Source organism: Phenylobacterium sp. VNQ135, from assembly GCF_049445735.1.
In the GTDB taxonomy this organism is placed as follows: Bacteria; Pseudomonadota; Alphaproteobacteria; order Caulobacterales; family Caulobacteraceae; genus Phenylobacterium.
The window spans coordinates 427,955-452,816 of record NZ_JBMSDS010000004.1 but is presented as its reverse complement, the minus strand read 5'-3'; the positions used below and the strand labels follow the sequence as shown (position 1 = coordinate 452,816).

Genomic DNA, 24,862 nt, shown 5'->3' with positions numbered 1-24,862 from the left:
CATGCTTCGCTGGGCTCTGATCTTCGCGGTGGTCGCCATCGTGGCGGCCGTGCTCGGCTTCGGCGGCATCGCCGGCGCCGCGGCCGGCATCGCGAAGTTCCTGTTCTTCCTGTTCGTGGTCGGCTTCCTGATCTTCCTGGTGCTCGGCGTCATGGCCGGCCGGAAGATGACACGCTAGCGACCGCGGCATCCGCGGAAGAAAGAGCGCCCGCCTCCGTCACCGGAGGCGGGCGTTTTCGTCATTTATGGATTGGATCCCGGATCGGCTGCGCCGTCCGGGATGAGTCGCGACGCGCTCACTTCGCCAGATAGGCCTTCGACTGCTGGCCGACGATGTCCACCAGGTTGCCCATGGCGATGTTGGCGTCGATCAGGTGCAGGCCCCAGTCCTTCAGGATCAGGTCGCCCGTGCCGACGTCGCCGTTGACGTCGTCGGTCCGTGGGTCGGCCGGATCGGCGTTGAGGTGCGCCGACAGGTAGGTGAAGCCGTCCTTCGAGACGCACTCGCCGGTGAAGAAGCCGGGCAGGGCGACGAACGGGGTCTTCGGATTAGGCTTGCCCTTCACCCAGGTGGGCGTGGGGCCGGAGGAACTGGCGATGTTCGCGTCGTTCGAAAGGTAGGCCTTCAGCTCGCCCTTGCCGCCGCCCAAGGCGGCCGGGTTCGTGCAGGCGGCCTGCATGCCCGGGGTCTGGACCTTGCCGAACCGGCTGTTGGCCGGCGGCGGGCTGGTCTCGCGGAAGGTGACGTAGCTGATCGCGCAGCCCGTCTGGGTCGCAGACTTGCAGAGCGGGATGGTCTTGAAGGCGCCTGTGTCCTTGCCGGTCTCGACGCCCAGGTTCGAGCCCAGGATCAGGGCCGAGACGAGCTGCTTCTGGACCGGCTTGCCTTCGACCTCGGCGGGGATCAGCCGCTGCAGCACGCCCGAGCCCTGGGAGTGGCCGATCAGCACCACGCCGCGGCCCTTGTTCTCGTGCGTCAGGTAGTAGTTCCAGGCGTCGACCACGTCCTGATAGCCGGTCTGCCGGGTGGCGGGATCGGTCGAGCCGGGCAGCGGCTGGCCGGTCATCATGGCGCGCAGCCCAGCCAGGGTGAACTGGCGGTACATCGGCGCGTAGATCCGGCACTTCGAGCCGAAGCGGGCGAGCTGCTGCTTCACCACGTTGAGTTCGGCCGGGTCGGCCTTCAGGTCCGACAGCACGCCGGGGTCCGTCGAGACGGTGGGATAGACGTAGAAGCAGTCCACCGGCGCCTTCGGGTCGGCCTTGAAGCTCTCCACCCGGCTCGTGCCGTCGGAGTTGATCACCGTGGTGGTGAGGTCGACGGCGCAGGCGTCGCCCGCCTTGCCGGGGAAGCACAGCCAGTTGGCCTTGTCGGCGTAGTCGGTGCGCGTGGGCGCCGCCGTTTCCGCGCTCGCCGTACCGACGGCGAGCATGAGCCCCATGCCGAGCGCAATGCCGCTCGCGAGCGTCCTGATCACTATGAAAATCCTCCCCAGATCGAATTTGCTTTTCGAAGAATGCGTACGATGATTGCGCGAGGAGGCTTCGCCGTCCAGCGGCGCGCGCATCCAAGAAGAAGACCGGGGGGAACATGTCGGAAAAGCGCAAGGGCCTTGGCGGCCTGATCGGCGCCGCCGTGGGCGGCGGCTTCGTGGGCCTCGTGGGGCTCGCCATCCTTGCGGGCGGCGTCCAGCTCGTGAGCCTGGGCGGCTCGCCCTACTACCTGCTGGCCGGCCTGGCGCTGGTGACGACCGCGGCGTTGCTGGTGCTGCGCCGGCCGCAGGCGGGCCTCCTCTATGCGGCGCTGCTCGTCGCAACCCTGGCCTGGGCGCTGTGGGAGGCTGGCTTCCAGTTCTGGCCGCTGCTGCCTCGCCTGTTCGCGCCGGCGGTGCTGGGCCTGATCGTCGCCCTGACCCTGCTGGCGGTCCCGAAGGGCGCCGGCCGCGGCCGCGCGCTGCTGGCGGTGCTCCTGACATCCGTCGCGACCCTCGCCGTGCTGGGCGCGGCGATCCCGGGCGCGTTCAGCCAGGGCCAGGCCACGGCCGCCAAGGCGCCGCTGCCCCAGCCGCTGCCCGCCGCGAGCGGCGCCGACTGGCGCTACTACGGCCGCGATCCCGGCGGTCAGCGCTACGCGCCCTTCGATCAGATCAACGCCGGCAATGTGAAGGACCTGAAGGTCGCCTGGACCGTGCGCACCGGCGCCAAGCCGATGAAGGGCTCGGAGGACCAGAACACGCCGATGCAGGTCGGCGACACCGTCTATCTGTGCACGCCGACGAATGTGGTGATCGCCGTCGACGCCGACACGGGCGCCCAGCGCTGGCGGGCGGACCCGCAGGCCAAGTCGCACTTCTGGAACCGCTGCCGGGGCGTCGGCTACTACGAGACCGCCGCGGCGCGGGCGCTAACGCCCGGCCAGCCAGCCGCGCTCTGCGACCGGCGGATCATCTCGTCCACCATCGACGCGCGGCTGATCGCCTATGACGCCGCGACCGGCGCCCGCTGCCCCGCCTTCGGCCAGGGCGGCGTCGTCGACCTGAAGGCCGGCATGGGCGAGGTCAGCGGCAACTTCTACTTCCAGACCTCGACGCCCACCGTGGCCGGTGACCGGATCATCATCGGCGGCTGGGTGACCGACAACCAGGAGCTCCAGGAGCCGGCGGGCGTGGTCCGCGCCTTCGACGCCGTCACCGGCGAACTGGTCTGGGCCTGGGACCTGGGCAATCCTGCGATCACCAAGCTGCCGCCCGAGGGCCAGAGCTACACCCGCGGCACGCCCAACGTCTGGTCGACGCCGGCCTTCGACGAGGCCCTTGGGCTGGTCTATCTCCCGACCGGCAACGCCACGCCCGACTACTGGGCCTCGCACCGCTCCGAGGCCTCCGACCGCTACAATTCCTCCGTCGTGGCCCTCGACATCGCCACCGGCCGCGAGCGCTGGCGCTTCCAGACCGTCCACCACGACGTCTGGGACTATGATGTGCCGTCCCAGCCGATGCTGGCCGACGTGCCGGTCGCCGGCGGCGGGACGAAGCCGGCGCTGATCCAGCTCACCAAGCGCGGCCAGGTGTTCGTGCTGGACCGCGCCACCGGCCAGCCGATTCATCGGGTCGTGGAGAAGCCCACGCCGCAGAACCCGGCGCCGGGCGAGTGGGTGACGCCGACCCAGCCCTATTCCGTGGACATGCCGACGGTGGGCCTCACGAAGCTCAGCGAGAAGATGATGTGGGGCTCCACCCCCATCGACCAGATGCTGTGCCGGATCAGCTTCAAGAAGGCGCGCTACGACGGCGACTTCACCCCGCCCGGCGTCGACCGGCCCTCGATCCAGTATCCGGGCAACGGCGGCGGCCAGAACTGGGGCTCGGGCGCCTTCGACGCCCGCCGCGGTCTCCTGATCGTGCCCGAGATGCGGATGCCCCAGACGGTGCAGCTCGTCCCCTCGAAGGAAGAGAAGGTCTCCACCGCCCGGATGACAGACCGCCCGCCGCAGAGCCGCGGCGCGATCCCTTACGAGGCCAAGAACGGCTGGATGCTGGGCGCGCTCTTCACGCCCTGCCTGCAGCCGCCCAGCGGCACCCTGACCGCCATCGACCTGACCACCCGCAAGATCGTCTGGCAGGTCCCGGCCGGCACGGCCGAGACCAGCGGCCCGCTGGGCCTCGCCTCGGGTCTGAAGATCCCGGTGGGGACGTTCGGCCTGGGCGGTCCCGTGACCACGGCCGGCGGCGTCACCTTCCATGCCGCCACCACGGACCCGTACCTGCGGGCCTACGACAACGGCACGGGCAAGCTTCTGTGGCAGGCCAAGCTGCCGGTCGGCGTCGGCGGCACGCCGATGACCTATGTCTCGCCGAAGACGGGCAAGCAGTACGTGGTGGTCTCGGCCGGCGGCGCGCGCCTGACGAAGCAGAAGGGCGATTACGTGATCGCCTATGCGCTGCCTTAGGGGGCGGCACTAGCCCCGGCTTCAGGGTGGAGGGCTCGGACTACCAGGCAAAGTCCGGCACGTGTTGCGCGACGTGCCGCTGCGCCAGCTGCTCAAACACTGCAGCCGTACGACGGAAGTTGTTCGAGTAGGTAATCACATCGATGTCAGTAACCGCGGCGTTCATGTCGCCATGAGCGATCTGATTCCGGCGAGCTACGATGGCATCAATCTCATTCTTGAAAGCATGCTGCGGTTCAATCTCGTGAAAGGCCGACCAACAGTCGATCAGTCCTACAGTCTTGAATAAGTCTTTGATCGCTCCTGTGCCTGGGTTTGCGAAACCCTCGGTGTGAAGCCCCGCGTCGAGGACACCAGGCGTGTGAGCTGTGTCATCAGCGAAGAGTGGCGACGCCGCACACTGCCGCATCATCTGCCATCGACGGGCCTGATCGGCGTTAGTCCAGCGCGCTGCGTCTCCAAGTACCTGTCGGACGCGGATGGCTTCGGGAATCGATGCTGGCGTTTGAGCGCCCGCGTCTACAGCCTCGATGATGTCGGTTACGAGTACCGCTCGATCGAGACGCGCGAAAGTCAGCATGATGGCGTCAAAAACGGCACTATTGATCTGGTTCTCCGGAGTGCCATCAGCATCCACCCGCCTGAATGCATCGTCCGCAAAAACTGAATACGCTTTGAGAATGGTTTCATCAAACGCTTCTCTGTGGGAGGCTATTGTTGCCTCATCGAATTTTCGCCCCGAGTCTAGGTATTTATCTAGATGCCTTGTGAATCCGCTGCGAAATTCCGATCCTCCGAAATGGAATGCCAAGAAACGAAGTATAAGTTCGGCGTCTCTCATTCGCTTATCGGGCGTTTCTGCGTTCCGTATCCTCAAGAAGGTTTCGTTTTTGCAGAGCTCAACGATTAACTTATTGAGGTTGCCGCGATAGGTAGAGTTTCTAAGTTCTTGTCTATTGAGGCTCACGGTCGCTGTATTGAGGCGTTCGAAGACATCAAATCTGATGTCCGGATGCGATTCTTTTAGGATTACGATGCATCGGATCGTTCTGGCTCTAATGAGCCTCTGGTCGGCCGGGGGAAGCTGGTGAAAACGCTTTCGGTTTAGATCTGGCCGAACCTTAAGGCCGCGGAGCGAAAACTGATTGTCCAAGTAACGATAAATGGAGGTGAGGCGTTGTTGTCCGTCCACAACGGCATAGGCACCGTCTTCGATCTCGGCAAAATAGCAAACCGGGATCGGGACATTCAGAATCAGAGATTCAATGAGACGGCTCGCCTTCACATCGTTCCATACGCGACGACGTTGAAATTCGTCTTGTAGAACAATCGAGCCGTCCTCGATCTGCGAATTTATCGAACTTACAATGAAGTCGAACGGATTTGTCTGAAGCTTTCGATCGCGGGGGGGAGTGCTCTCATCGAAGAGCGGGCTCTCTTCCTCGGGCTCGTCCGCGATGGACTCATCATTTTGGAGGTCGGTGTCCGCCTCCACATCCTGCTCGTCGACCATGTGTCCCCCTGTGGGAACAACGATAGCGATCAAGGAAGTCCTAGCGCAAGCCAGCGATGCGTTCGGTCGATGATGTACCTAAGCCACCCGCACCCGGGCGGTGCTTTCCGGCAGGTCCTGGCCGAAGGCGCGCTGGTAGAACTCGGCGACGGTGCCGCGCTCCAGCTCGTCGCACTTGTTCAGGAAGGTCATGCGGAAGGCGAGGCCGATGTCGCCGCCGAAGATCTCGGCGTTCTGGGCCCAGGTTATAACCGTCCGCGGGCTCATGACCGTGGAGATGTCGCCGTTCATGAAGGCGTTCCGCGTCATGTCGGCCACCCGGACCATGGCGGCGATGGTCCGCTTGCCCTCGGCATTGTCGTAGGCCGGCGCCTTGGCCAGCACGATGGCGGCTTCCACGTCGTGGCTCAGGTAGTTGAGCGTGGTGACGATCGACCAGCGGTCCATCTGGCCTTGGTTGATCTGCTGCGTGCCGTGGTAGAGGCCCGTCGTGTCGCCGAGACCAATGGTGTTGGTCGTCGAGAACAGCCGGAAGTGCGGGTTCGGGCGGATGACGCGGTTCTGGTCGAGCAGGGTCAGCTTGCCCTGCGCTTCCAGCACGCGCTGGATCACGAACATCACGTCCGGGCGGCCCGCGTCGTACTCGTCGAAGACCAGCGCGATCGGCCGCTGGATGGCCCAGGGCAGGATGCCTTCGCGGAACTCGGTGACCTGCTTGCCTTCCTTCAGGACGATGGCGTCCTTGCCGACCAGGTCGATCCGGCTGACGTGGCTGTCCAGGTTCACCCGGATCAGCGGCCAGTTGAGGCGGGCGGCCACCTGCTCGATGTGGGTCGACTTGCCGGTGCCGTGATAGCCCTGGACCATCACGCGGCGGTCGAACGCGAAGCCGGCGAGGATCGCGCGCGTGGTTTCCGGATCGAAGCGATACGCCTCATCGAGGTCGGGGACGTGCGGGTCGCGCTCGGAGAACGCCGGGACCTGCATGTCGAAGTCGACGCCGAACGTCTCGCGGGCGTTCACCGTCTTGTCCGGGACGAGGGAGATCAGCTTGTCTTCGGTGGTGTCGAAAGCGGCCATGGCAGCCGATTACTCGCTTGCCCGAGCGGAAGCAAACGGGTGTTTGTAGGGCGAGCGCGCCCGTAAGCCTGAGGCGCGCCGGGAGGTCGTCATGCTGGCCGAAGCCGCGCGGGACTACCGCATCATTTCCGTCAGGCCCGAGCCTTCGGGCTTCGGCGCCGAGATCACCGGGGTCGACCTCGCGCGGCCTCTGGCCCCCGAGGCGCTGGCCGAGGTGAAGGCCGCCTGGGCCAGGCACGCGGTCGTGGCCTTCCCCGACCAGCCGCTGACCCTGGACGAGCTCGAGGCCTTCACCCAGCAGATCGGACCGTTCGGCGAGGATCCGTTCATCAAGCCGATGCCCGGCCATCCCAACGTGCTGGAGCTGCGCCGCGAGCCCGACGAGAAGGCCACCAACTTCGGCGCCGGCTGGCACTCGGACTGGAGCTTCCAGCCCGAGCCGCCGGCGGCGACCATCCTGCGCTCGGAGGTCGTCCCGCCGGTGGGCGGCGACACCCTGTTCTGCGACGCCGCGCGGGCGTGGGAGGCGCTGTCGCCGACCATGCAGCGGATGCTGGAGGGCCTGCGCGCGGTCCACTCCGCCACCCGGGCCTACGGGACCAGGGGCGTCTTCGCCCGCGAGACCGAGAAGCGGACGATGGAGATCATCGTCTCGCCCGACGCCGACAGGAGCCTGACGCACCCGCTGGTCCGCACTCATCCCGTGACCGGCCGGAGGGCGCTGTACGTCTCACCGGTCTATACGACGGGCGTGGAAGGCCTGACGGTGGAGGAAAGCCAGGCGCTGCTGGGCTTCCTGTTCAAGCACATGACCCAGGACGCGTTCGTCTATCGCCACAGGTGGCGCGCTGGCATGGTTCTGATGTGGGACAACCGCTGCACCGCCCACTTCGCCGAAGGCGGCTACGACGGCCACCTGCGGGTCATGCACCGGACGACGGTGGCGGGGGAGCGGCCGGTCTAGTCCTCGTGCTTAGGCTTCGTGAGGACCAACCCCGCCAGGCTCAGCACCGCCGCCGCCACGAGGTAGAGCCCCACCGGCGCGAGGCCGCCGCGGTCGGCCAGGGCCTGGGCGGCCATGGGGGCGAGGCCGCCGCCGATGATGCCGCCGACGTTGAAGGCGATGGACGCGCCCGAGTAGCGCACGCGCGGCGGGAAGAGGCTGGGCAGGTAGGCGCCGAGCGGGCCGTACACGAAGCCCATGGCCAGAAGGGCGAGCGACAGCCACAGCCAGATCAGGGTGAGAGAGCCCGAGCCCATCATCGCGCCCATCGACGCGCCCACGGCCAGCGTGCCGAGGCAGCCGGCGATCAGCACCCGGCGCGGATTGGCCTTGTCGGACCACCAGCCGGCGAGCGCGATGCCCAGCGCCAGGAACAGGATCGCGCCGAGCTGGACGCCTAAGAAGGTCTCGCGGCTGTAGGCGAGGGTGGAGGTGCCGTAGCCCAGCGCGAACGCCGTCGCGAGGTAGAAGATGGCGAAGCAGGCCACGACGGCGAAGGTGCCGCCGATCAGTGCGCCCGGATGCCGCTTGATCACCTCGGCCATCGGGACGTGCGCGGGCGGCGCCTCGGCCAGCGCCTTCCGGAACGCCGGGGTTTCGGTCAGCTTCAGGCGGATCCAGAGGCCGAGGATCACCAGCACGGCGCTGAACAGGAACGGCAGCCGCCAGCCCCAGGCGCGGAAGTCCTCGGCGCTGAGCACGAGGCCGAGGATCAGGAACAGGCCGTTGGCGGCGATGAAGCCCACGGGCGCGCCGAGCTGCGGGAACATGCCGAAGCGCGCCCGCCAGCCGGGCGGGGCGTTCTCCACCGCCAGCAGCGCTGCGCCGCCCCATTCGCCGCCGAGCCCGAAGCCCTGGCCAAAGCGCAACAGGCACAGCAGCGCCGGCGCGATCCAGCCGGCGACGGCGTAGCTCGGCAGGAAGGCGATCAGCAGGGTCGAGAGGCCCATGGTCAGCAGCGAGGCGACCAGCGTCGACTTGCGCCCGATGCGGTCGCCGAAATGGCCGAAGAAGGCCGCGCCCACCGGCCGGGCGAAGAACGCCACCGCGAACGTCGCGTAGCTGCTCATGAGCTGGGCGGACGGGGAGGCCTGCGGGAAGAACAGGTGCGGGAACACCAGCGAGGCCGCCGTCGCATAGATGTAGAAGTCGTAGAACTCGACCGCCGTGCCGACCAGGCTGGCGGTGAGGACGCGGCGCGTCGAGTTGGTGGCCGTCACGCTTGTCTCCCCCTGATGCGCCCCGCTTCGCGCCCGGAAGGCTGGAGGTCAAGCCGCATGGCGCGGCGCGCCGTTTTTGGCTAGCCAAGCGTCATGAGCGACGTCGAGCCCTTCTACGCGATCTCCATCTCAGGCCTTGCCCAGAAGCTGAAGGCCGAGGGCCGCTCCATCATCCACATGGAGTTCGGCCAGCCCTCCACCGGCGCGCCCAAGGCCGCCATCGAGCGGGCGCACGCCATCCTCGACGAGGAGGCCATGGGCTACTGGGAGAGCGCGCCGCTGAAGGCCCGCATCTGCCGCCACTACGCCGAGACCTATGGCGTGGGCGTCGAGCCCAGCCAGATCACGCTGACCTGCGGCGCCTCGCCGGCCCTGGTGCTGGCGCTGTCGGCCACCTTCAAGCCGGGCGACGTGATCGCCATGGCGCGGCCGGGATACGTCGCCTATCGCAACACCGTCCGTGCGCTGCGCATGACGCCGCTGGAGATCGCCTGCGGGCACGAGACGCGCTTCCAGCTCACCGCCGAACAGCTCGCGGCCATCGAGCCCGCGCCGGCGGGGGTGATCCTCGCCAGCCCCGCCAACCCGACCGGCACCGTCATTCCGGGCGACGAGCTGGAGGCTATCGCGAAGGTCTGCCGCGAGCGCGGCATCCGCATCGTCTCGGACGAGATCTACCACGGGCTCAGCTACGCCGAGCCGACCCGCTCAATGCTGGAGTTCGAGCCCACGGCCATCGTCGTGAACAGCTTCTCCAAGTACTTCAGCATGGCCGGCTGGCGGCTGGGCTGGCTGGTCGTGCCGAAGGCGGAGGCGTCGCGGGCGGTGGCCTACATGGGCGCGCTGTTCCTGACCGCCCCGGCGCTCGCGCAGCATGCCGGCCTCGTGGCCATGGACTGCCGCGACGAGCTGGAGGGCCACGTCGCCACCTACCGGCGCAACCGCGAGCTGCTGCTGGCGGCGTTGCCGGACCTCGGCCTGGACGAGATTGCCCCGCCCGACGGCGCCTTCTACATCTGGGCCGACGTGGGCGCGCTCACCGACGACAGCCTGGCCTTCTGCAAGCAGCTCCTGCTGGACACCGGCGTCGCCACCGCGCCCGGCATCGACTTCGACCCCGTCGAGGGTCGCCACTTCATCCGCATGAGCTTCGCCGTCTCCACGCCCGAGATCGAGGAAGCGATCCGCCGGATGGTCCCCTGGTTCGCCGCCCGCCGCGGCGGCCGCCACGTCAGGTCCGTGGACGACCTGGACGCCGCGGCCGGCAAGCTGCGCGCGCCAACCGATTGATATCCTGCCCTTTCGGAGCGGCGAACGGTCGCAGGCATCCGACGGCCGCGGCAAGGTGTGGTTAACCGTGGCGGCCCCCTCTTGCGGCGACAAGTAGGGGGAAACCTATGGCTGACGCATACGCCATCCGCGAACGGCTCGACTTCATCGGTATGGACGCCGACGCGCGGAAGGCGCTGGCTGGACTGAAACCTTTCATCGAGGCCCGTATCACGCCCGCCCTGGAGGGATTTTACGGCCGGGTGCGCACGACCCCTTCGGTGCGCAGGTTCTTCAAGGACGAGAGCCATATCGCCATGGCTCAGGGCCGGCAGGGCGGTCATTGGGGCCTGATCGGAGAGGCGACGTTCGACGACGCCTACGTGAAGGGCGTGCGGACCATCGGCGAAACCCACGCCCGTATCGGCCTGGAGCCGCGCTGGTACATCGCGGGCTATGCGCTGATCCTGGAGCGCCTGCTGAAGGACCTCATCACCGAACGCTGGGGCAAACGCGGCCTCTTCTCGGGCGCGAGCGGGGCGGAGGAAACCTCGGCCGCCATCGGCGCTCTGGTGAAGGCGGTCATGCTGGACATGGACTTCGCCATCTCGATCTACCTCGAGAGCCTGGAGGCCGAGCGCCAGCGGCTGGAGGGCCTGCGCCAGGAAAGCGAACGGCGTCAGTCCGAGATGGTGAGCGCCCTGGCGGCCGCCCTGGCCCGTGTCTCGGCCGGCGATCTGCGCGCGCGCATGGACCTCGAGGTCGCGCCCGAGTTCGAGACGCTGAAGAGCGACTTCAACACCGCCATGGCCACGCTGGAGGGCGCCGTCGGCGCCGCGTCCGCAGCCTCGGCCGAGGTGACGGACGGCGTGGAGCAGATCGGCGCCGCCGCCGACCATCTGTCCCGCCGCACCGAGCAACAGGCGGCGAACCTCGAGGAGATCGCCGCGGCCCTGGAGCAGATCACCGTGGCCGTGACCCGCAGCGCGGAGGGCGCTCAGGCCGCCACCCGCTCGGTGGCCGTCGCCAAGTCCGAAGCCGACGCCTCGGCCGAGATCGTGCGGCAGGCCGGGCATGCGATGGACGAGATCTCGGGCTCGTCGCGGCGCATTTCCGAGATCATCGGGGTGATCGACGAGATCGCCTTCCAGACGAACCTGCTGGCCCTCAACGCGGGGGTCGAGGCGGCGCGGGCCGGCGAGGCCGGCAAGGGCTTCGCGGTGGTGGCTTCCGAGGTGCGGGCCCTGGCGCAACGTTCGGCCGAGGCCGCCAAGGAGATCGAGGCCCTGATCGGCGCTTCGACCCGCCAGGTGCAGACCGGCGTGCAACTGGTCGGCCGTACCGGCGAGGCGCTGACCGCTATCGTCCAGAGGATCGGCTCGATCGACAGCGTGGTCGGCGAGGCGGCGGCTTCGGCGCAGGAGCAGGCCCGCGGCCTCGGCGAGGTCAACGTCGCGGTCGGGCAACTGGATCAGATCACCCAGCAGAACGCGGCCATGGTGGAGGAGACCAGCGCCGCGACCCAGTCGCTGGCCGTACAGGCGGATGGGCTGGCCGAGCGGATGAGCGGGTTCATCGTCAGTCGCGGCGTCGACGCCCAGGCGCGGGGCTTGGCGGCGGCCGCCTGATCGCCCCCAGGACCGCGGCCTTGGGGCGGCCGGCTCCGGCTCAGCCGACGGTGACCGGCAGCTTCAGGTAAACGTGTCCGCGGTCGGTCGGGGGCGGAAGGGCGCCCGCGCGGATGTTCACCTGCAGCGACGGCAGGATCAGCGTCGGGGCCGAGAGCGTCGCATCGCGGGCCTCGCGCATGGCGACGAACTCCGCCTCGCCGACGCCGTCATGGACATGCACGTTCCGGGCGCGCTCCTCGGCGACGGTGGTCTCCCACCTGAACTCGCCGCGACCCGCAGGCAGGTAGTCGTGGCCCACGAAGACGCGGGTTTCCGGCGGCAGCGCCAGGATCTTCCGGATCGATCGGTAGAGGGTCGCAGCGTCCCCGCCAGGGAAGTCGGCCCGCGCAGTCCCGTAGTCGGGCATGAACAGCGTGTCGCCGACGAAGGCCGCATCGCCGATCCTGTAGGTGACGCAGGCGGGGGTGTGCCCGGGCGTGTGCAGGACCGACACGGTCAGAGCGCCCAAGGGTAGGGTGTCGCCCTCGTCGATGAGCACGTCGAACACCCGGCCGTCGGCCGCGACGTCGTCGGCCTCGAACAGCGGAATGAAGGTCTTCTGCACCTCCCGGATATGCCCGCCGATGACCACCTTCGCGCCCGTGGCCTTGCGGATGTAGTCGGCGGCCGAGAGATGGTCGGCATGGGCGTGGGTCTCGAGGACATAGGCCAGGTCCAGCTCGAGCTCCCGTGCGGACGCCAGCAGCCGGTCGGCGGATGTCGTCGAGAGCCTGCCGGCCTTGGGGTCGAAATCGAGGACCGGGTCGATCACGGCGGCGACGCGCGACTGCGGATCCCACACCAGGTGCGTGGCGGTGAAGGTGGCCGGGTCGAAGAAGGTCTGAACGGTGGGGTGCATGACGGAGCCTCCAATTCGCCATCCGATATATGAGTACTTGCTAAATTAGCAATACCTAATACATAGGCGGCATGTTCGATCTCACGCGCTTCGACATTACCCGCTTCGAGGAGAGCGCCGCAGAGGCCGCCAAGCTCCTGCGTGCGCTCGGCAACGAGCGGCGTCTGATGATCCTGTGCCAGTTGGTCGACCGGGAACGCTCGGTCGGCGAACTGCAGCCGCTCGTCGGGCTGTCGCAATCGGCGCTCTCGCAGCACCTGGCGGTGCTGCGCGAGGAGGGCGTCGTGGCGACGCGCCGGGACGGCCAGACCATCTGGTACCGGATCGAAGACCCCGCCGCGATCAAGGTGGTGGCGACGCTGGCCGAGATCTTCTGTCCTCCCGAGATGAAGGCGAAGCCATGACCGCTGCACTGGTCCCCCTCAAACCCCAGGATGTCGCCGCGCGGCTGAAGGCCGGGCGCGCTGTCCTGGTCGACATCCGCGAACCCGACGAGTTCGCGCGACGGCACGTGAAGGGCGCATTGCCGCGCCCGCTGTCGGCGTTCGAAGCCGCACGCCTCAAGATCGAGGCGGGCCAGGACGTGATCTTCACGTGCCGCACCGGGATGCGGACCGCGGCCAACTGCGAGCGCTTGGCCGCTCGGGTGGATGGGCCGGCCTATGTGTTGGAAGGCGGCGTCGACGCCTGGGCTCAGGCCGGCCTGCCCGTGGCGGAGGATCGCAAGGCGCCGCTCGAGATCATGCGCCAGGTGCAGATCGCGGCCGGATCGCTGGTGCTGCTGGGCGTGGCGCTGGGCCTGATGGTCCACCCCGGGTTCTTTGCCCTGGCGGCCTTCGTCGGCGCGGGGCTGACCGTCGCCGGCGCGACCGGCTTCTGCGGCATGGCGCGCCTTCTGGCGATCGCGCCGTGGAACCGGCCGCGGAGCGCGTAGGTGCCTGAGACGCTCCCGATGCTGCTGGCCGGCTTGAGCGGCGCGGTCGTCGGACTGCTTCTGACGATGTTCGGCGGCGGCGGCTCCGTCCTGGCCACGCCGCTCCTGATCTATCTGGTTGGCGTACGCGATCCGCATGTCGCCATCGGCACCTCCGCCGCGGCCGTCTCGGTGAACGCCCTGATGGGCCTGTCCGCCCAGGCGCGGGCCGGGCGCGTGAAGTGGCCCTGCGCGATCGTCTTCGGCATCGCCGGGCTCGTGGGCTCGCTCTCCGGCGCGCATCTGGCCAAACAGGTCGACGGCGCGACGCTGCTCGCCTGGTTCGCCCTGGCCATGGCCCTGGTGGGCGGCTCGATGCTGCTGCCGAGGCGCGGAGAGGGAGATCCTTCGGTGCGGCTCAATCCCGGCCTGGTCGCGCGCCTGGCGCCGGTCGGACTGCTGACCGGCCTCGCCGCTGGATTCTTCGGGATCGGCGGCGGCTTCCTGATCGTGCCCGGCCTGATGGCCGCGACCGGCATGACCCTCGCGCACGCGGCGGCCTCTTCGCTCGTGTCGGTGGCCCTCTTCGGCGCGGCGACGAGCGCCAGCTACGCCGCCTCGGGCCTGGTGGACTGGCCGGTCTTCGCCGCCCTCGTCGCGGGCGGTGCGGCCGGAGCCTTGATCGGCGTGCCCGCCGCGCGGCGGCTGGCCGCCCACGCGGAGGCGGCCCGGCGGCTCTTCGCGCTGATGGTGATCGCGACGGCGGCCTATGTCGCCTGGCGCGCGCTCGCCGGCTAGACCATCCCGGCCTTGCGCAGCGCCTGGTAGGCCTTGATCACCCGCTGCAGCTTGTGCTCGCCCGAGCGGTCGCCGTTGTTGGCGTCGGGGTGCAGGCGGCGGACCAGCTCGGTGTAGCGGGTGCGGATCTTGGCGCTGTCGGCGGCTTCGTCGAGGTCGAGGTCGGCCAGCGCATTGCGCTCGATCTTGCCCAGATGACGGCCTTCGGGCTCCGGCGCCCGGCCGTGCCGGGCATGGCCGCCGAACAGCTCGTGGTAGTCCTTGTAGCCGCCCTTGCTGGCCTGGAACTTGTGGGTGAACGAGGCGGCTTCGCGCGACATGCGGCCGGCCTTCATCTCCCAGGTGGGGCGTCCCCCGGTCTTCAGCTCGTCTTCCTGCCGGCGGCGGATCTCGTCCTCGGAGAGGCCGGCGAAGAAGTTCCAGTTGCGATTGTACTCGGCCGCATGCGGCTGACAGAACCAGTAGTGCTCGTTCAGCATCTCGCGCGACTTGGGCGCGCGCGCGGTCGCCGCCTGGCGACAGCCTGGATGGTCGCACGCCCGCTCCCCGGGCTTCAGGGCGTGCACATCCTCGCCGCGTCTGTCCTCCTCATTCGAGGGCGGACGCACGCGGATGTCGACGAACTTGGGCCTGTATTGAAACGCGCCGGGCATGGGCCAAGTATGGGGGCCAAACACTTCCCTTCAAGAATTGAACAGCGGGCTGATGGGCGCCATAATCGAGGCCATCCGAAACAAGCTGACCGACGCGTTCGAGCCCACCCGGCTCGAGGTCGAGGACGACTCCGCCCGGCATAGCGGACATGCCGGCGCGCGACCGGGCGGCGAGAGCCATTTCAACGTCACCATCGAAGCGGCCGCGTTCGCGGGGACGCCGCGTGTGGCGCGCCAGCGGATGGTCTATCGCGCCCTGGCCGAGGAACTGGCGGGGCCGGTGCACGCGCTCTCCGTCAAGGCGCTGGCGCCGGGCGAGGGTTAGGCGCCACACTGTCCTGCAAGAGCTGCCGGGACGTGCAGCCGAAGGACCAGGAGGGGCGGCGCTTGCGGACCATCATCACCGTCAATGGCGAGGCGCGCACGCACGACCTCGATCCCCGCACGACGCTGCTCGACTACCTGCGCGAGACGCTGCGGCTGACGGGCGCCAAGAAGGGCTGCGACCACGGCCAGTGCGGCGCCTGCACCGTCCTGGTGAACGGCGTGCGGATCAACGCCTGCCTGTCGCTGGCGGTCGCGCATGACGGCGACCAGGTGGTCAGCATCGAAGGGCTGGGCGCGCCCGACAACCTGCATCCGATGCAGCAGGCCTTCCTGAAGCACGACGCCTTCCAGTGCGGCTACTGCACGCCGGGCCAGATCTGCTCGGCCGTGGCCATGCTGGAGGAGGTGGCCGCCGGCTGGCCCAGCCAGGAGACGGCGGACCTGGCCGCGCCGCCGGCGCTCACGCCCGACGAACTCCGCGAGCGGATGAGCGGCAACATCTGCCGCTGCTCGGCCTATCCGCAGATCGTCGCCGCCATCCAGGAGGTGGCCGGATGAGGCCGTTCACCTACGAGCGGGCGACCTCGCCGGAGGCCGCCGTGAAGGCCGCCGCCCAAACGCCGGGCGCCCGCTTCATCGCCGGCGGCACCAACCTCCTCGACCTGATGAAGCTCGACATCGAGCGGCCGGCGCACCTGATCGACGTCTCGCGCCTCCCGCTCTCCCGCATCGAGGCGGCCGATGGGGGCCTGCGGATCGGGGCCTGCGCCACCAACAGCCAGGTGGCGGCCGACGCGGACGTCCGGCGGCGGTATCCGGTGCTTGTCCAGGCCATCGTCGCCGGCGGCTCGCCGCAGCTGCGCAACAAGGCGAGCGTGGCGGGCAACCTGCTGCAACGAACCCGCTGCGCCTACTTCTACGACACGTCGAAGCCCTGCAATAAGCGCCAGCCCGCCTCGGGCTGCGGCGCCCTGGAGGGGCTGAACCGCAACGCCGCCATCCTCGGCCAGATCCACGCCTGTATCGCCACCCACCCGTCCGACATGGCCGTGGCGCTGGCGGCGCTGGACGCCGAGGTCGAGACCTTGTCGCCGTCGGGCGAGGCGCGTCGGTTCGCGCTGACCGATCTGCATCGGCTGCCCGGCGAGACGCCGCATGTCGAAACGCACTTGATCGCTGGCGAGCTGATCACCGCCGTCATCCTGCCGCCGCCGCCGGAAGGTGGGCAGGCGTATCGCAAGGCCCGCGATCGCGCCTCCTACGCCGGCGGCCTGGCCAGCGTCGCCGTCGCCGGCGAGCGGATCGCGCTGGGGATGGTCGCCCACAAGCCCTGGCGGGCGCTGCAGGCCGAAGCGGCGCTCACGGTCGGCGCCTCGCCGGCCGAAGCGATCGGGGAAGAGCTGAAGGACGCCGCAACGGCGGGCCGCAACGACTTCAAGGTGACGCTGACGGCGCGGCTCGCCATCGCCACGATCTCGGAAACCAACGGGGGCGCCGCATGAGCTCGGTCCGCGACTGGGAAGCGCCGAACCCCATCAAGGACGGGAAGGGCGGCGTCTTCGGCAAGCCGGTCGACCGGTACGAGGGCCCGCTGAAGGTCACCGGGACCGCGCCCTACGCCTATGAGGTGGAGCCGCCCGCGCTCGCCGCCTACGGCGTGATGATCGGAGCCGAGATCGCCCGCGGCCGGATCGTCGCCGCGGACATCGCCGAGGCCCGGGCTCAACCGGGCGTGCAGCTTGTCTGGACCCACTTCAACGCGCCGGCCCAGGCGCCGAAGGGCGCCCGCCTGCATCCGCGCAGCACCGCGCCGTCGCGGCCGGCCCTGGAGAACGATCGCGTCGCCCACTTCGGGCAGGTCGTCGGCTTCGTGGTCGCCGACACGCTGGAGCAGGCGAGCGCCGCGGCGCACCTCGTGCGTCTGACCTATGCCGAGGAGCCCCAGGCCTCGGACTTCCAGGCCGCGCTGCCGGAAGCCGCCGATCCGCCCGGCGAACAGGACGTGGAGATCGGCGATTTCGACGGCGGCTTCCAGAGCTCTCCGGTGAAGCTGGACGAAACCTGGACGACCCCGATCCAGAACCACATCCAGATGGAGCCCTGCGCCACCACCGCCTGGTGGGAGGGCGGGACCTGCGTGGTTCACACCTCGGTGCAGATGGTGAAGCCCGCCCAGCACGGCTTGGCCGAGACGCTGGGCATCGACCGCGACGCCGTGCGCCTGCTCACCCGCTACATCGGCGGCGGCTTCGGCGGGAAGGGCCAGACCTACGACGACCTGACGCTGGCGGCGCTGGCGGCGCGCGAGCTGGGCCGGCCGGTGAAGGTCGCCTTCACCCGCCGGCAGATGATGCACGGCACGATCCACCGCCCGGCGACGGTGCAGCGGGTGCGGCTGGGCGCCGACGCCGACGGCCGCCTGAACGCCATGTCGATCGTCTCGTGGACCCACTGCCACCGCGACGGCAGTTTCACCGAGCACGCGTCGAACTTCGCCCGCAGCCTCTATGCGGCGCCCAACCGCCTGACCGGCCACCGCCTGGTGAAGCTGGACCTGCCCGGCGCGGGCCCCATGCGGGCGCCGGGCGAGGCCTCCGGCACGCTGGGCCTCGAGTGCGCCATGGACGAGCTGGCCGAACAGCTCGGCCTTGATCCCATCGAACTGCGCATCCGCAACGAGCCGGAGGTCGACCCCGAGACCGGCAAGCCGTTCTCCATGCGCCAGCTCGTGCGCTGCATGCGCGAGGGCGCGGCCCAGTTCGGCTGGGAGCGGCGCAACCCGAAGCCGGGCCAGGTCCGTGACGGCCGCTGGCTGGTCGGGTTCGGAATGGCGGCGGCGATCCGCGGCAACTTCCTGCTGCCCGCCAAGTGCAGCGTCTCTGTCGACGCCGACGGGATCGTCACCGTCCGCCAGGGCATGACCGACATCGGCACCGGCACCTACACGGTGCTGGCCCAGATCGCCGCCGAGACCCTGGGCGTGCCGCTGGAGAACGTCCGCGTCGAGATCGGCGACAGCGAACTGCCGCCGGCGCCGGGCTCGGGCGGCCAGTTCGGCGCGGCCACGGCCGGCTCGGCGGCCCTGGATGCGGGCATGAACCTGCGGAAGGCGCTGGCCGAACTGGCCGTCGGCGATCCCGGCTCGCCCCTCCATCAGGGCGGCGTGGAGGCGGTCGGCTTCCACGACGGCCTGATCGCCATCGAGAACCGCTCGGAGCCGATCGCCGACCTCGTGCGCCGCGCCGCGCCTCAAGGCCTCACGGCGGAGGGAGAGATCCGTCCGGCGGCCGATGCGCGGAACTGGAGCCAGCACACCTACGGCGCCCATTTCTGCGAGGTCGGCGTCGATCCGGTGACGGGCGAGACCCGCGTCCGGCGGATGCTGGGCGTCTTCGCCGCTGGGCGCATCGTCAACGCCAAGACCGCCAGGAGCCAGCTCACCGGCGGGATGATCTGGGGCGTGGCCTCGGCGATCCACGAGGGCAATGCGGTCGATGTGCGCTACGGGTCGCTGATCAATCAGGACCTGGCGCAGTACGTCGTCCCCGTGCAGGCCGACATGGGCGAGCTGGACGCCGTCATGCTCGACGAGGTGGACGACAAGGCCAACCCGCTGGGCATCAAGGGCGTGGGCGAGCTGGGCAACTCCGGCGCCGGCGCGGCCGTGGCCAACGCCATCTACAACGCCTGCGGCGTGCGGGTGCGGGACTATCCGATCACCCCGGACAAGCTGCTGCCGGGGCTGATCCGCAACGGGTTCTAGGGGCGGGCTGGCGAACGGCCAAGCTCGTTCCTATCTCCGACGCACGAGTCGGAGACGGGACGTGAAGCTGCTGCTTTCCATCATGGCGCTGGCCGGGTCCGTGACCTTCCTGGTCCAGGACCTGGCGATCCGCGCGCTGGATTACCTCTAGGCGCGGGCCGCCGCCTGCCGCAGCTCGCCCAGCACGCGCGCCAGGTCGCCCTCGCGGAACGGCTTCTGCAACACGGGGGTGCCCCGGTCGGCGTCGCGCAGGCCGGCGTCGCCATAGCCGGTGGCGAAGGCAAAGGGCGCGCCGCGCTCGCGCAGCAGATCGGCGAGCGGGAAGATCGGCTGTCCGCCCAGGTTCACGTCCAGGACGGCGCAATCCAGATCGGCGGCGCGGGCGAGATCGATGGCCTCGTCCAGGCGCGAGGCCGGACCCACCACTGTGCAGCCCAGGTCCGCCAACATGTCCTCGATCAGCATCGAGACCATCATCTCGTCCTCGACCACGAGGACCTTGAGGCCCTCCAGGCTCGGCATATCGGTCATACTTGCGGCTCCTGCCCCGGGGCGCCTGTGTGTCGTGTCATTCCGCTAAGCACATGCCGGCGCGATTGAACAGCGCCTGAACGGCCTTCCGGAGCATTGTCCGGAGCCCTCGCCAAAGCCCACACCCGAAAACCCCTCAACCGCGCACAAGAAACGGAAACGGCAAGCTCTGCCGTGGGTTCCCTGCGGACGTTCAGTCCTGGTCGTCCAGCGGCTCGGGCGGCGAGATGACGAGCAGGGTGAGCTGGTTGCCGCGACGTTCGGCGACGCGGAAACGGTGGCGGTGGAAGGCGAAGGTCTCGTCGACCTCGGGGATGCGCTGGCACTCGTGGATCAGCAGACCCGCGACGGTCACCGCCTCGTCGTCGGGCAGCTGCCAGTTCAGGGCGCGGTTGAGGTCGCGGATCGTTACCGAGCCCTCCACGGACACCCAGCCGTCGGCCTGCGGCTTGACGCCGGGCGCGACCACGTCGTGCTCGTCTTCGATTTCGCCGACGATCTCCTCGAGGATGTCCTCGAGCGTCACGAGCCCTTCGAGGGCGCCGTATTCGTCCACCACCAGGGCGAAGTGGTTCTGCCGCTTCAGGAAGGCGGCGAGCTGGTCCTTCAGGCTGGTCGTTTCGGGGATGAACCACGGCGTGCGCAGGATCTGGCTCACCTGGATGGCGTCGATGTCGCCGTCCGCCTTGGCGATCGCCTGCAGCAGGTCCTTCACGTGCAGGACGCCGACGACGTTCTCGGGTTCCTCGCGATAGATCGGGATGCGGGTGTGGCCGCAGTCCAGCGCCTCGGCGAGGATCTCGCGGGAGGCCATGTCGCCGTCGATCATCACGATGGAGCGGCGGTGGACCATCACCTCGGCCACGTCCATCTCGGCCAGGTCGAGCACCCCGCCCAGCATCCAGCGGTCGCCGGTCTCCACCAGGCCTTCGGAGTGGTGGTACTCCACCGCCCCGCGTATCTCCTCATGGGCGGCGAGCACGTCGGCGCCGGCGTCCAGCTTGATGCCGAAGGGCTTCAGCGTCTGGCGGACGATCCACTGGGCGCCGTCGGCGAGCGGGCCGAACACGCGCACCACCCAGGTGGTCGGGATGGACAGCGCGCGAGCGGTGTCGTCGGCCCGGGCGATGGCGATGGTCTTGGGCAGGATCTCCGAGAAGATCACCACCAGCACGGTCATCACCGCCGTCGCGATGGCGGCGCCCAACCAGCCGGGGAAGGCGGCGCCCAGCACCTGGGTGGTGACCACCGAGGCGAAGATGTTGATGACGTTGTTCGAGAGCAGGATCGCCCCGATCATCGTCTCCTGGTTGCCGATCAGCCGGTTGACCCGTCGCGCCGCGCCGTCGCCCTCGCGCTCGAGCTGGTGCATGCGACCGCGGCTGGCGGCGGTCATCGAGGTCTCGGCGGCCGAGATCAGTCCCGACATCGTCAGGAGCAGGATCAGCGTCGGCGCGAGCGCCGCGAGAATGGCCCAGATCACGCGCGGGCTCCTTCGGCGACCAGGAAGCGCCGCACGGCCGCGGCGTCCACGTCCTTGGCCACGAAGGCCTCGCCCAGCGCACGGGCCAGGATGAAGGTCAGGCGGCCGCCCTCGGCCTTCTTGTCCTGCGCCATGTGCGACACGAGCCGGTCGGCGTCGAAGGGGTGGCCCGGCACGTCGTCCATCCGGACGGGCAGACCGGCGTCGGCCACGCCGCGGACGCCGCGCTCGGCGTCCTGGCCGCTGCACAGCCCCTGCTGGCTGGAGAAGCGGAAGGCCAGCGCCATGCCGACGCCCACGGCCTCGCCGTGCAGAAGGGCCGCGCCATAGCCGGTCTCGGCCTCCAGCGCATGCGCGAAGGTGTGCCCCAGGTTCAGCAGGGCGCGGCGGCCCTGCTCACGCTCGTCCTCGGCCACGATCTCGGCCTTCATTTCGACGGAACGCGCGACGGCGTGGGTGAGGGCCGAAGGCTCGCGCGCCAGGACCGCCGCCGCGTTGGCCTCCAGCCATTCGAAGAAGTCGCGGTCGCCCAGCAGGCCGTACTTGATCACCTCGGCGTAGCCCGCGCGCATCTCCCGTTCGGGCAGGGTGGTAAGCACCGAGAGGTCGGCCAGCACCAGCTTCGGCTGGTGGAAGGCGCCGACCAGGTTCTTGCCGCGCGGCGTGTCGATGGCCGTCTTGCCGCCGACCGAGCTGTCGACCTGCGCCAGCAGGGTGGTCGGGATCTGCACGAAGTCGATGCCGCGCTTGTAGATCGCGGCCGCGAAGCCCGCGAGGTCGCCCACCACGCCGCCGCCGAAGGCCGTCACCAGGTCGCCGCGATCCAGCTCCAGCGCCAGCAGGCGGTCGGACACGTCGGCCAGGCCCTCGAAGCTCTTGGTCTGTTCGCCGGGGGGCACGATCACCGGATGCGCCTCGATCCCGGCTCTCGCCAGGGCGGCGGACAGGCGCTTGCCGTGCAGGGCCCACACCGTCTCGTCGCTGACCACCGCTGTGCGGCCGCGCTTCAGGAACGGGCGGATATGCTCGCCGGCGGCGTCCAACAGGCCGTCGCCCACGAGGACCTCATAGGCGCGGTCGCCAAGGCCGACCGGAATGCGTCGGGTCACTGGGCGGGCTCCTGCAGGTCGTCCAAAAGCGCCCGGATGATCTGTTCGACGGTCACATGGTGGGCGACATCGCCCGTCTCCACCGTGATGTCGGCCTCGGCATAGACCGGATAGCGGACCTCAGCCTGGGCCTTCAGAACCTCCAGCGGGTCCTTGCCGGCGAGCAGCGGGCGGGTGTCCTTGCGCCCCACACGACGGGCGAGGGTCTCGAGGTCGGTCTTCAGCCAGACGGATACGGCTTTCGACTTGATGAGGCCGCGGGTCTCGGCGTTCATGAACGCCCCGCCGCCGGTGGCCAGCACGTGGGGCGGTTGGTCGAGCAGCCGCGAGATCACCCGCCGCTCCCCGTCGCGGAAGGCGGCCTCGCCCAGGTCCGCAAAGATGTCCGAGATGGAGCGACCGGCCGCGGCCTCCACCTCGGAGTCGGCGTCGCGGAACGGCAGGCCGAGCGCGCTCGCGAGGCGGCGGCCCACGCTGGACTTGCCGGCGCCCATCAGGCCCACGAGGGCGATGGTGCGGCGGCGGAGCGGTTCGTAGCGGTCCATGAACGGCGGAGCCATACACGAGCGCGCGGCCTCGCGCCAATCCGAGCCGCCATGTAGGCTCTCTCCATGTCGCGTTCGCCTCTCCTCTCCGCATCGCTCGCCCTCGCCCTGACGCTGGCCACACCGGCCCAGGCCCAACCCGTGGAAGTGGCCCCGCTCGCGGCCCCCGACGCCTTTTCGACCGCGGGTCGGGACACGGGCCTTCCGACGAACCTCTGGCAGGGGGCCTCGGCGGCGACCTTGGCCAAGGTCCTGCCGCTGCTCGCGACCAAGCCGCTGTCGCCCGCCGCCGCCCAGCTCGCCCGACGGGTGCTGGCCACGGGGGCGGCCGGGCCGGCCGGCGTCGGCGACGACCCGGCCATGATCGGCCAGCGCGCCAATGCCCTGATCGCGCTCGGCGACCCACAGGCCGCCGCGGCCATCCTGGCCCGCGCGCCCGGCCTGGAACGCAGCGCCGAACTCTCGCAGGCCGCCGCCGAGAGCGCCTTGCTCGCCGGCGACGACGCCCGGGCCTGCGCCATCGCCGAGCGGTTGGGCGAGGGCCGGGGACAGACCTACTGGCTGCGCCTGCGGGCCTACTGCCAGGTTCTGGCGGGCGAAAAGGCGGCCGCACAACTCACCTTCGACCTCGCCCAGACCCAGGCGCGGGACGCCATCTACGGCCGGCTGATGGCGGCGAAGCTCGCGGGCGCGGCCCCGGGCGCGGCCTCGCTGCGCAACGGGCTGGACTACGCGCTGTCCCGCAACCTCGGCCTCGATGTCGCGTCGTCGAAACCCGCGCCGGCTGTCGCGGCGGCGATGGCGCCGGCCGAACCCACCTGGACGGCCCCGGAACCGGACCCCAGCGCCCACGGCTTCATGGCGGCCGCCGACCAGGCTCCGGGCCCCACGCCCTGGACGATGGCGCTGATCCATGGCGCTGGGTCTGCCCAGGGCAAGGAGCGGGCGCGGTACGAAGGCGCGGCCCTGCTGATGGCGGCCCTGTCTCCCGACCTGGGCGTCAGCGAAAACGGCGACCTGGCTGGGTTCTCGGTTCCGGCCGGCAAGGCTCCGGCGGGGCGGACCCTGGCGCTCTCCCGGGCCGTGGCGGCCAAGGCCTCGGGCGAGACGGCCTTGCTCGCCCTGTGGACCGCGGCCGAGGCGGGCGCCGGCGGCGTCGCTCTCGGCGACCGGATCCAGATCGTGCAGGCGCTGCGGCTCGTCGGTCTGGCCGACGAGGCGAACGCCTTCGCCGCCGAGGGGCTCGCCGGACTGAAATGAGCAGGGGCGCCGCCTGGGCCGAGGCCTTCCTCGAGATGATGGCCGTCGAGCGCGCCGCGGCGAAGAACACGCTCACGGCCTATCATCGCGATCTCGCCGACGCGTCCGAGTTCCTGGCGGCGCGCGGGCGCGACCTGTCCCAGGCCGCGGCCGAGGACGTGGAAGCCTATTTCCAGGACCTCGGCGCGCGCGGCCTGTCCGCCGCGACGGCCGCCCGCCGCCGGGCGGCGGTGCGGCAGTTCTATCGCTTCGTGCTGGGCGAGGGCTGGCGCGACGACGACCCTTCGCGCCGCGTGGAGGCGCCGAAGCAGGGGCGGAAGCTGCCCAAGGTGCTCACCCGCGCGGAGATGGATCGGCTGATCGCCGCGGCGTCCGCCCGTGACGGGGCTCAGGGCCTCCGGCTGGCCTGCATGGTGGAGCTGGCCTACGCCTCGGGCCTGCGCATCTCGGAGCTCACCGGCCTCAGCTTGGCCGCCCTCGCACGGGATCCCGCATACCTGATCGTCAGGGGCAAGGGCGGCAAGGAGCGGCTGGCGCCGCTCAACGAGGCGGCCCGGTTGGCGGTGAAGGCCTATCTGGACGCGCGCCCCACGTTCCTGCCGAAAGGCGACAAGGCCAATCCGTGGCTGTTCCCCTCGCGCGGCAAGGGCGGACGCCTCACGCCTCGCCGCTTCGCCCAGTTGCTGGACGAGGCCGCGGCCGACGCGGGCATCGATCCGGCCCGGGTGAGCCCGCACGTGCTGCGGCACGCCTTCGCCACCCATCTGCTGGAGGGCGGCGCGGACCTCAGGGTCGTGCAGAAGCTGCTGGGCCATGCCGACGTGGCCACCACCCAGATCTACACCCACGTCGCCCAGGATCGGCTCACCGAGGTCGTCCGCAGCAAGCACCCGCTGGGCCGCAAATAGAAGAAGAGC

24 protein-coding genes are annotated in these 24,862 nt (G+C 69.7%); 14 read left to right on the top strand and 10 right to left on the bottom strand.

Features of this window, described 5'->3' with window-relative positions; all coding sequences use genetic code 11:
* Position 1 precedes the first annotated feature (1 nt).
* On the top strand, positions 2–178 hold the full coding sequence (locus ACO2Q0_RS16910; RefSeq protein WP_423352691.1) for a DUF1328 family protein: 177 nt from the start codon (positions 2–4) through the stop codon (positions 176–178).
* Between the two features lie 118 nt (positions 179–296).
* Here ACO2Q0_RS16910 and ACO2Q0_RS16905 read toward each other — a convergent pair whose 3' ends face one another.
* A complete protein-coding gene (locus tag ACO2Q0_RS16905; protein WP_423352690.1) occupies positions 297–1,478 on the bottom strand; it encodes a DUF3089 domain-containing protein in 1,182 nt (393 codons plus the stop codon).
* 113 nt (positions 1,479–1,591) lie between these two features.
* On the opposite strand from ACO2Q0_RS16905, the gene ACO2Q0_RS16900 reads away from it, so the two are divergent.
* Positions 1,592–3,949, top strand: coding sequence for a membrane-bound PQQ-dependent dehydrogenase, glucose/quinate/shikimate family (locus tag ACO2Q0_RS16900; RefSeq protein ID WP_423352689.1), 2,358 nt, complete (start codon positions 1,592–1,594; stop codon positions 3,947–3,949).
* Between the two features lie 40 nt (positions 3,950–3,989).
* Here ACO2Q0_RS16900 and ACO2Q0_RS16895 read toward each other — a convergent pair whose 3' ends face one another.
* Both ACO2Q0_RS16895 and cobS read right to left on the bottom strand, forming a co-directional pair.
* Positions 3,990–5,462 (bottom strand): GmrSD restriction endonuclease domain-containing protein, encoded by a 1,473-nt coding sequence (locus ACO2Q0_RS16895; protein WP_423352688.1) that lies wholly within the window; start codon positions 5,460–5,462, stop codon positions 3,990–3,992.
* Between the two features lie 78 nt (positions 5,463–5,540).
* The gene (gene cobS / locus ACO2Q0_RS16890) at positions 5,541–6,542 is read right to left on the bottom strand and encodes a cobaltochelatase subunit CobS (RefSeq protein WP_423352687.1); all 1,002 of its coding nucleotides are present in this window, start codon (positions 6,540–6,542) and stop codon (positions 5,541–5,543) included.
* A 91-nt stretch (positions 6,543–6,633) separates the two neighbouring features.
* Between cobS and ACO2Q0_RS16885 the strand changes: the two genes are divergently transcribed.
* A complete protein-coding gene (locus tag ACO2Q0_RS16885) occupies positions 6,634–7,506 on the top strand; it encodes a TauD/TfdA dioxygenase family protein (RefSeq protein WP_423352686.1) in 873 nt (290 codons plus the stop codon).
* Here ACO2Q0_RS16885 and ACO2Q0_RS16880 read toward each other — a convergent pair.
* Positions 7,503–8,765 (bottom strand): MFS transporter, encoded by a 1,263-nt coding sequence (locus ACO2Q0_RS16880; protein ID WP_423352685.1) that lies wholly within the window; start codon positions 8,763–8,765, stop codon positions 7,503–7,505. The genes ACO2Q0_RS16885 and ACO2Q0_RS16880 overlap by 4 nt on opposite strands.
* 93 nt (positions 8,766–8,858) lie before the next feature.
* On the opposite strand from ACO2Q0_RS16880, the gene ACO2Q0_RS16875 reads away from it, so the two are divergent.
* The gene (locus ACO2Q0_RS16875) at positions 8,859–10,055 is read left to right on the top strand and encodes a pyridoxal phosphate-dependent aminotransferase (protein WP_423352684.1); all 1,197 of its coding nucleotides are present in this window, start codon (positions 8,859–8,861) and stop codon (positions 10,053–10,055) included.
* Positions 10,056–10,162: 107 nt separating this feature from the next.
* Positions 10,163–11,662: a globin-coupled sensor protein gene (locus ACO2Q0_RS16870; protein ID WP_423352683.1), complete on the top strand. Its 1,500-nt coding sequence runs from the start codon at positions 10,163–10,165 to the stop codon at positions 11,660–11,662.
* A 40-nt stretch (positions 11,663–11,702) separates the two neighbouring features.
* Here ACO2Q0_RS16870 and ACO2Q0_RS16865 read toward each other — a convergent pair whose 3' ends face one another.
* Positions 11,703–12,563, bottom strand: a complete 861-nt coding sequence (locus ACO2Q0_RS16865) for an MBL fold metallo-hydrolase (RefSeq protein WP_423352682.1) — start codon at positions 12,561–12,563, stop codon at positions 11,703–11,705.
* Positions 12,564–12,634: 71 nt separating this feature from the next.
* On the opposite strand from ACO2Q0_RS16865, the gene ACO2Q0_RS16860 reads away from it, so the two are divergent.
* Genes ACO2Q0_RS16860 through ACO2Q0_RS16850 form a run of 3 tightly spaced genes read left to right on the top strand, consistent with a single transcriptional unit; the run spans position 12,635 to position 14,274 of the window.
* Entirely contained in the window at positions 12,635–12,967 is a 333-nt protein-coding gene (locus tag ACO2Q0_RS16860) for an ArsR/SmtB family transcription factor (protein WP_423352681.1), read from the top strand.
* Entirely contained in the window at positions 12,964–13,497 is a 534-nt protein-coding gene (locus tag ACO2Q0_RS16855) for a rhodanese family protein (protein ID WP_423352680.1), read from the top strand. Before ACO2Q0_RS16860 ends, ACO2Q0_RS16855 begins: the two co-directional genes overlap by 4 nt.
* 18 nt (positions 13,498–13,515) lie before the next feature.
* The gene (locus ACO2Q0_RS16850) at positions 13,516–14,274 is read left to right on the top strand and encodes a sulfite exporter TauE/SafE family protein (protein ID WP_423352847.1); all 759 of its coding nucleotides are present in this window, start codon (positions 13,516–13,518) and stop codon (positions 14,272–14,274) included.
* Here the strand turns inward: ACO2Q0_RS16850 and ACO2Q0_RS16845 are convergent.
* A complete protein-coding gene (locus ACO2Q0_RS16845; protein ID WP_423352679.1) occupies positions 14,271–14,927 on the bottom strand; it encodes a J domain-containing protein in 657 nt (218 codons plus the stop codon). The genes ACO2Q0_RS16850 and ACO2Q0_RS16845 overlap by 4 nt on opposite strands.
* Before the next feature lie 52 nt (positions 14,928–14,979).
* Here ACO2Q0_RS16845 and ACO2Q0_RS16840 point away from each other — a divergent pair, with 52 nt between their 5' ends.
* The 4 genes from ACO2Q0_RS16840 to ACO2Q0_RS16825 all read left to right on the top strand — a co-directional run bounded on the left by ACO2Q0_RS16840 (position 14,980) and on the right by ACO2Q0_RS16825 (position 19,017).
* A complete protein-coding gene (locus ACO2Q0_RS16840) occupies positions 14,980–15,252 on the top strand; it encodes a BolA family protein (protein ID WP_423352678.1) in 273 nt (90 codons plus the stop codon).
* A gap of 62 nt (positions 15,253–15,314) precedes the next feature.
* Positions 15,315–15,812, top strand: a complete 498-nt coding sequence (locus ACO2Q0_RS16835; protein ID WP_423352677.1) for a 2Fe-2S iron-sulfur cluster-binding protein — start codon at positions 15,315–15,317, stop codon at positions 15,810–15,812.
* Positions 15,809–16,756 (top strand): FAD binding domain-containing protein, encoded by a 948-nt coding sequence (locus ACO2Q0_RS16830; protein WP_423352676.1) that lies wholly within the window; start codon positions 15,809–15,811, stop codon positions 16,754–16,756. The genes ACO2Q0_RS16835 and ACO2Q0_RS16830 overlap by 4 nt, the downstream gene beginning before the upstream one ends.
* The gene (locus ACO2Q0_RS16825; protein WP_423352675.1) at positions 16,753–19,017 is read left to right on the top strand and encodes a molybdopterin cofactor-binding domain-containing protein; all 2,265 of its coding nucleotides are present in this window, start codon (positions 16,753–16,755) and stop codon (positions 19,015–19,017) included. The genes ACO2Q0_RS16830 and ACO2Q0_RS16825 overlap by 4 nt, the downstream gene beginning before the upstream one ends.
* Before the next feature lie 147 nt (positions 19,018–19,164).
* Here the strand turns inward: ACO2Q0_RS16825 and ACO2Q0_RS16820 are convergent, their stop codons facing one another.
* The 4 genes from ACO2Q0_RS16820 to ACO2Q0_RS16805 form a co-directional block, all read right to left on the bottom strand.
* The gene (locus tag ACO2Q0_RS16820) at positions 19,165–19,539 is read right to left on the bottom strand and encodes a response regulator (RefSeq protein WP_423352846.1); all 375 of its coding nucleotides are present in this window, start codon (positions 19,537–19,539) and stop codon (positions 19,165–19,167) included.
* Between the two features lie 202 nt (positions 19,540–19,741).
* Positions 19,742–21,031, bottom strand: coding sequence for an HlyC/CorC family transporter (locus ACO2Q0_RS16815; RefSeq protein WP_423352674.1), 1,290 nt, complete (start codon positions 21,029–21,031; stop codon positions 19,742–19,744).
* Positions 21,028–22,140, bottom strand: coding sequence for a 3-dehydroquinate synthase (gene aroB, locus ACO2Q0_RS16810; RefSeq protein WP_423352673.1), 1,113 nt, complete (start codon positions 22,138–22,140; stop codon positions 21,028–21,030). The genes ACO2Q0_RS16815 and aroB overlap by 4 nt, the downstream gene beginning before the upstream one ends.
* The gene (locus ACO2Q0_RS16805; RefSeq protein ID WP_423352672.1) at positions 22,137–22,700 is read right to left on the bottom strand and encodes a shikimate kinase; all 564 of its coding nucleotides are present in this window, start codon (positions 22,698–22,700) and stop codon (positions 22,137–22,139) included. Before ACO2Q0_RS16805 ends, aroB begins: the two co-directional genes overlap by 4 nt.
* Positions 22,701–22,751: 51 nt before the next feature.
* Here ACO2Q0_RS16805 and ACO2Q0_RS16800 point away from each other — a divergent pair, with 51 nt between their 5' ends.
* The gene (locus ACO2Q0_RS16800; protein ID WP_423352671.1) at positions 22,752–23,945 is read left to right on the top strand and encodes a hypothetical protein; all 1,194 of its coding nucleotides are present in this window, start codon (positions 22,752–22,754) and stop codon (positions 23,943–23,945) included.
* On the top strand, positions 23,942–24,853 hold the full coding sequence (locus ACO2Q0_RS16795) for a site-specific tyrosine recombinase XerD (RefSeq protein WP_423352670.1): 912 nt from the start codon (positions 23,942–23,944) through the stop codon (positions 24,851–24,853). Before ACO2Q0_RS16800 ends, ACO2Q0_RS16795 begins: the two co-directional genes overlap by 4 nt.
* Positions 24,854–24,862 lie beyond the last annotated feature (9 nt).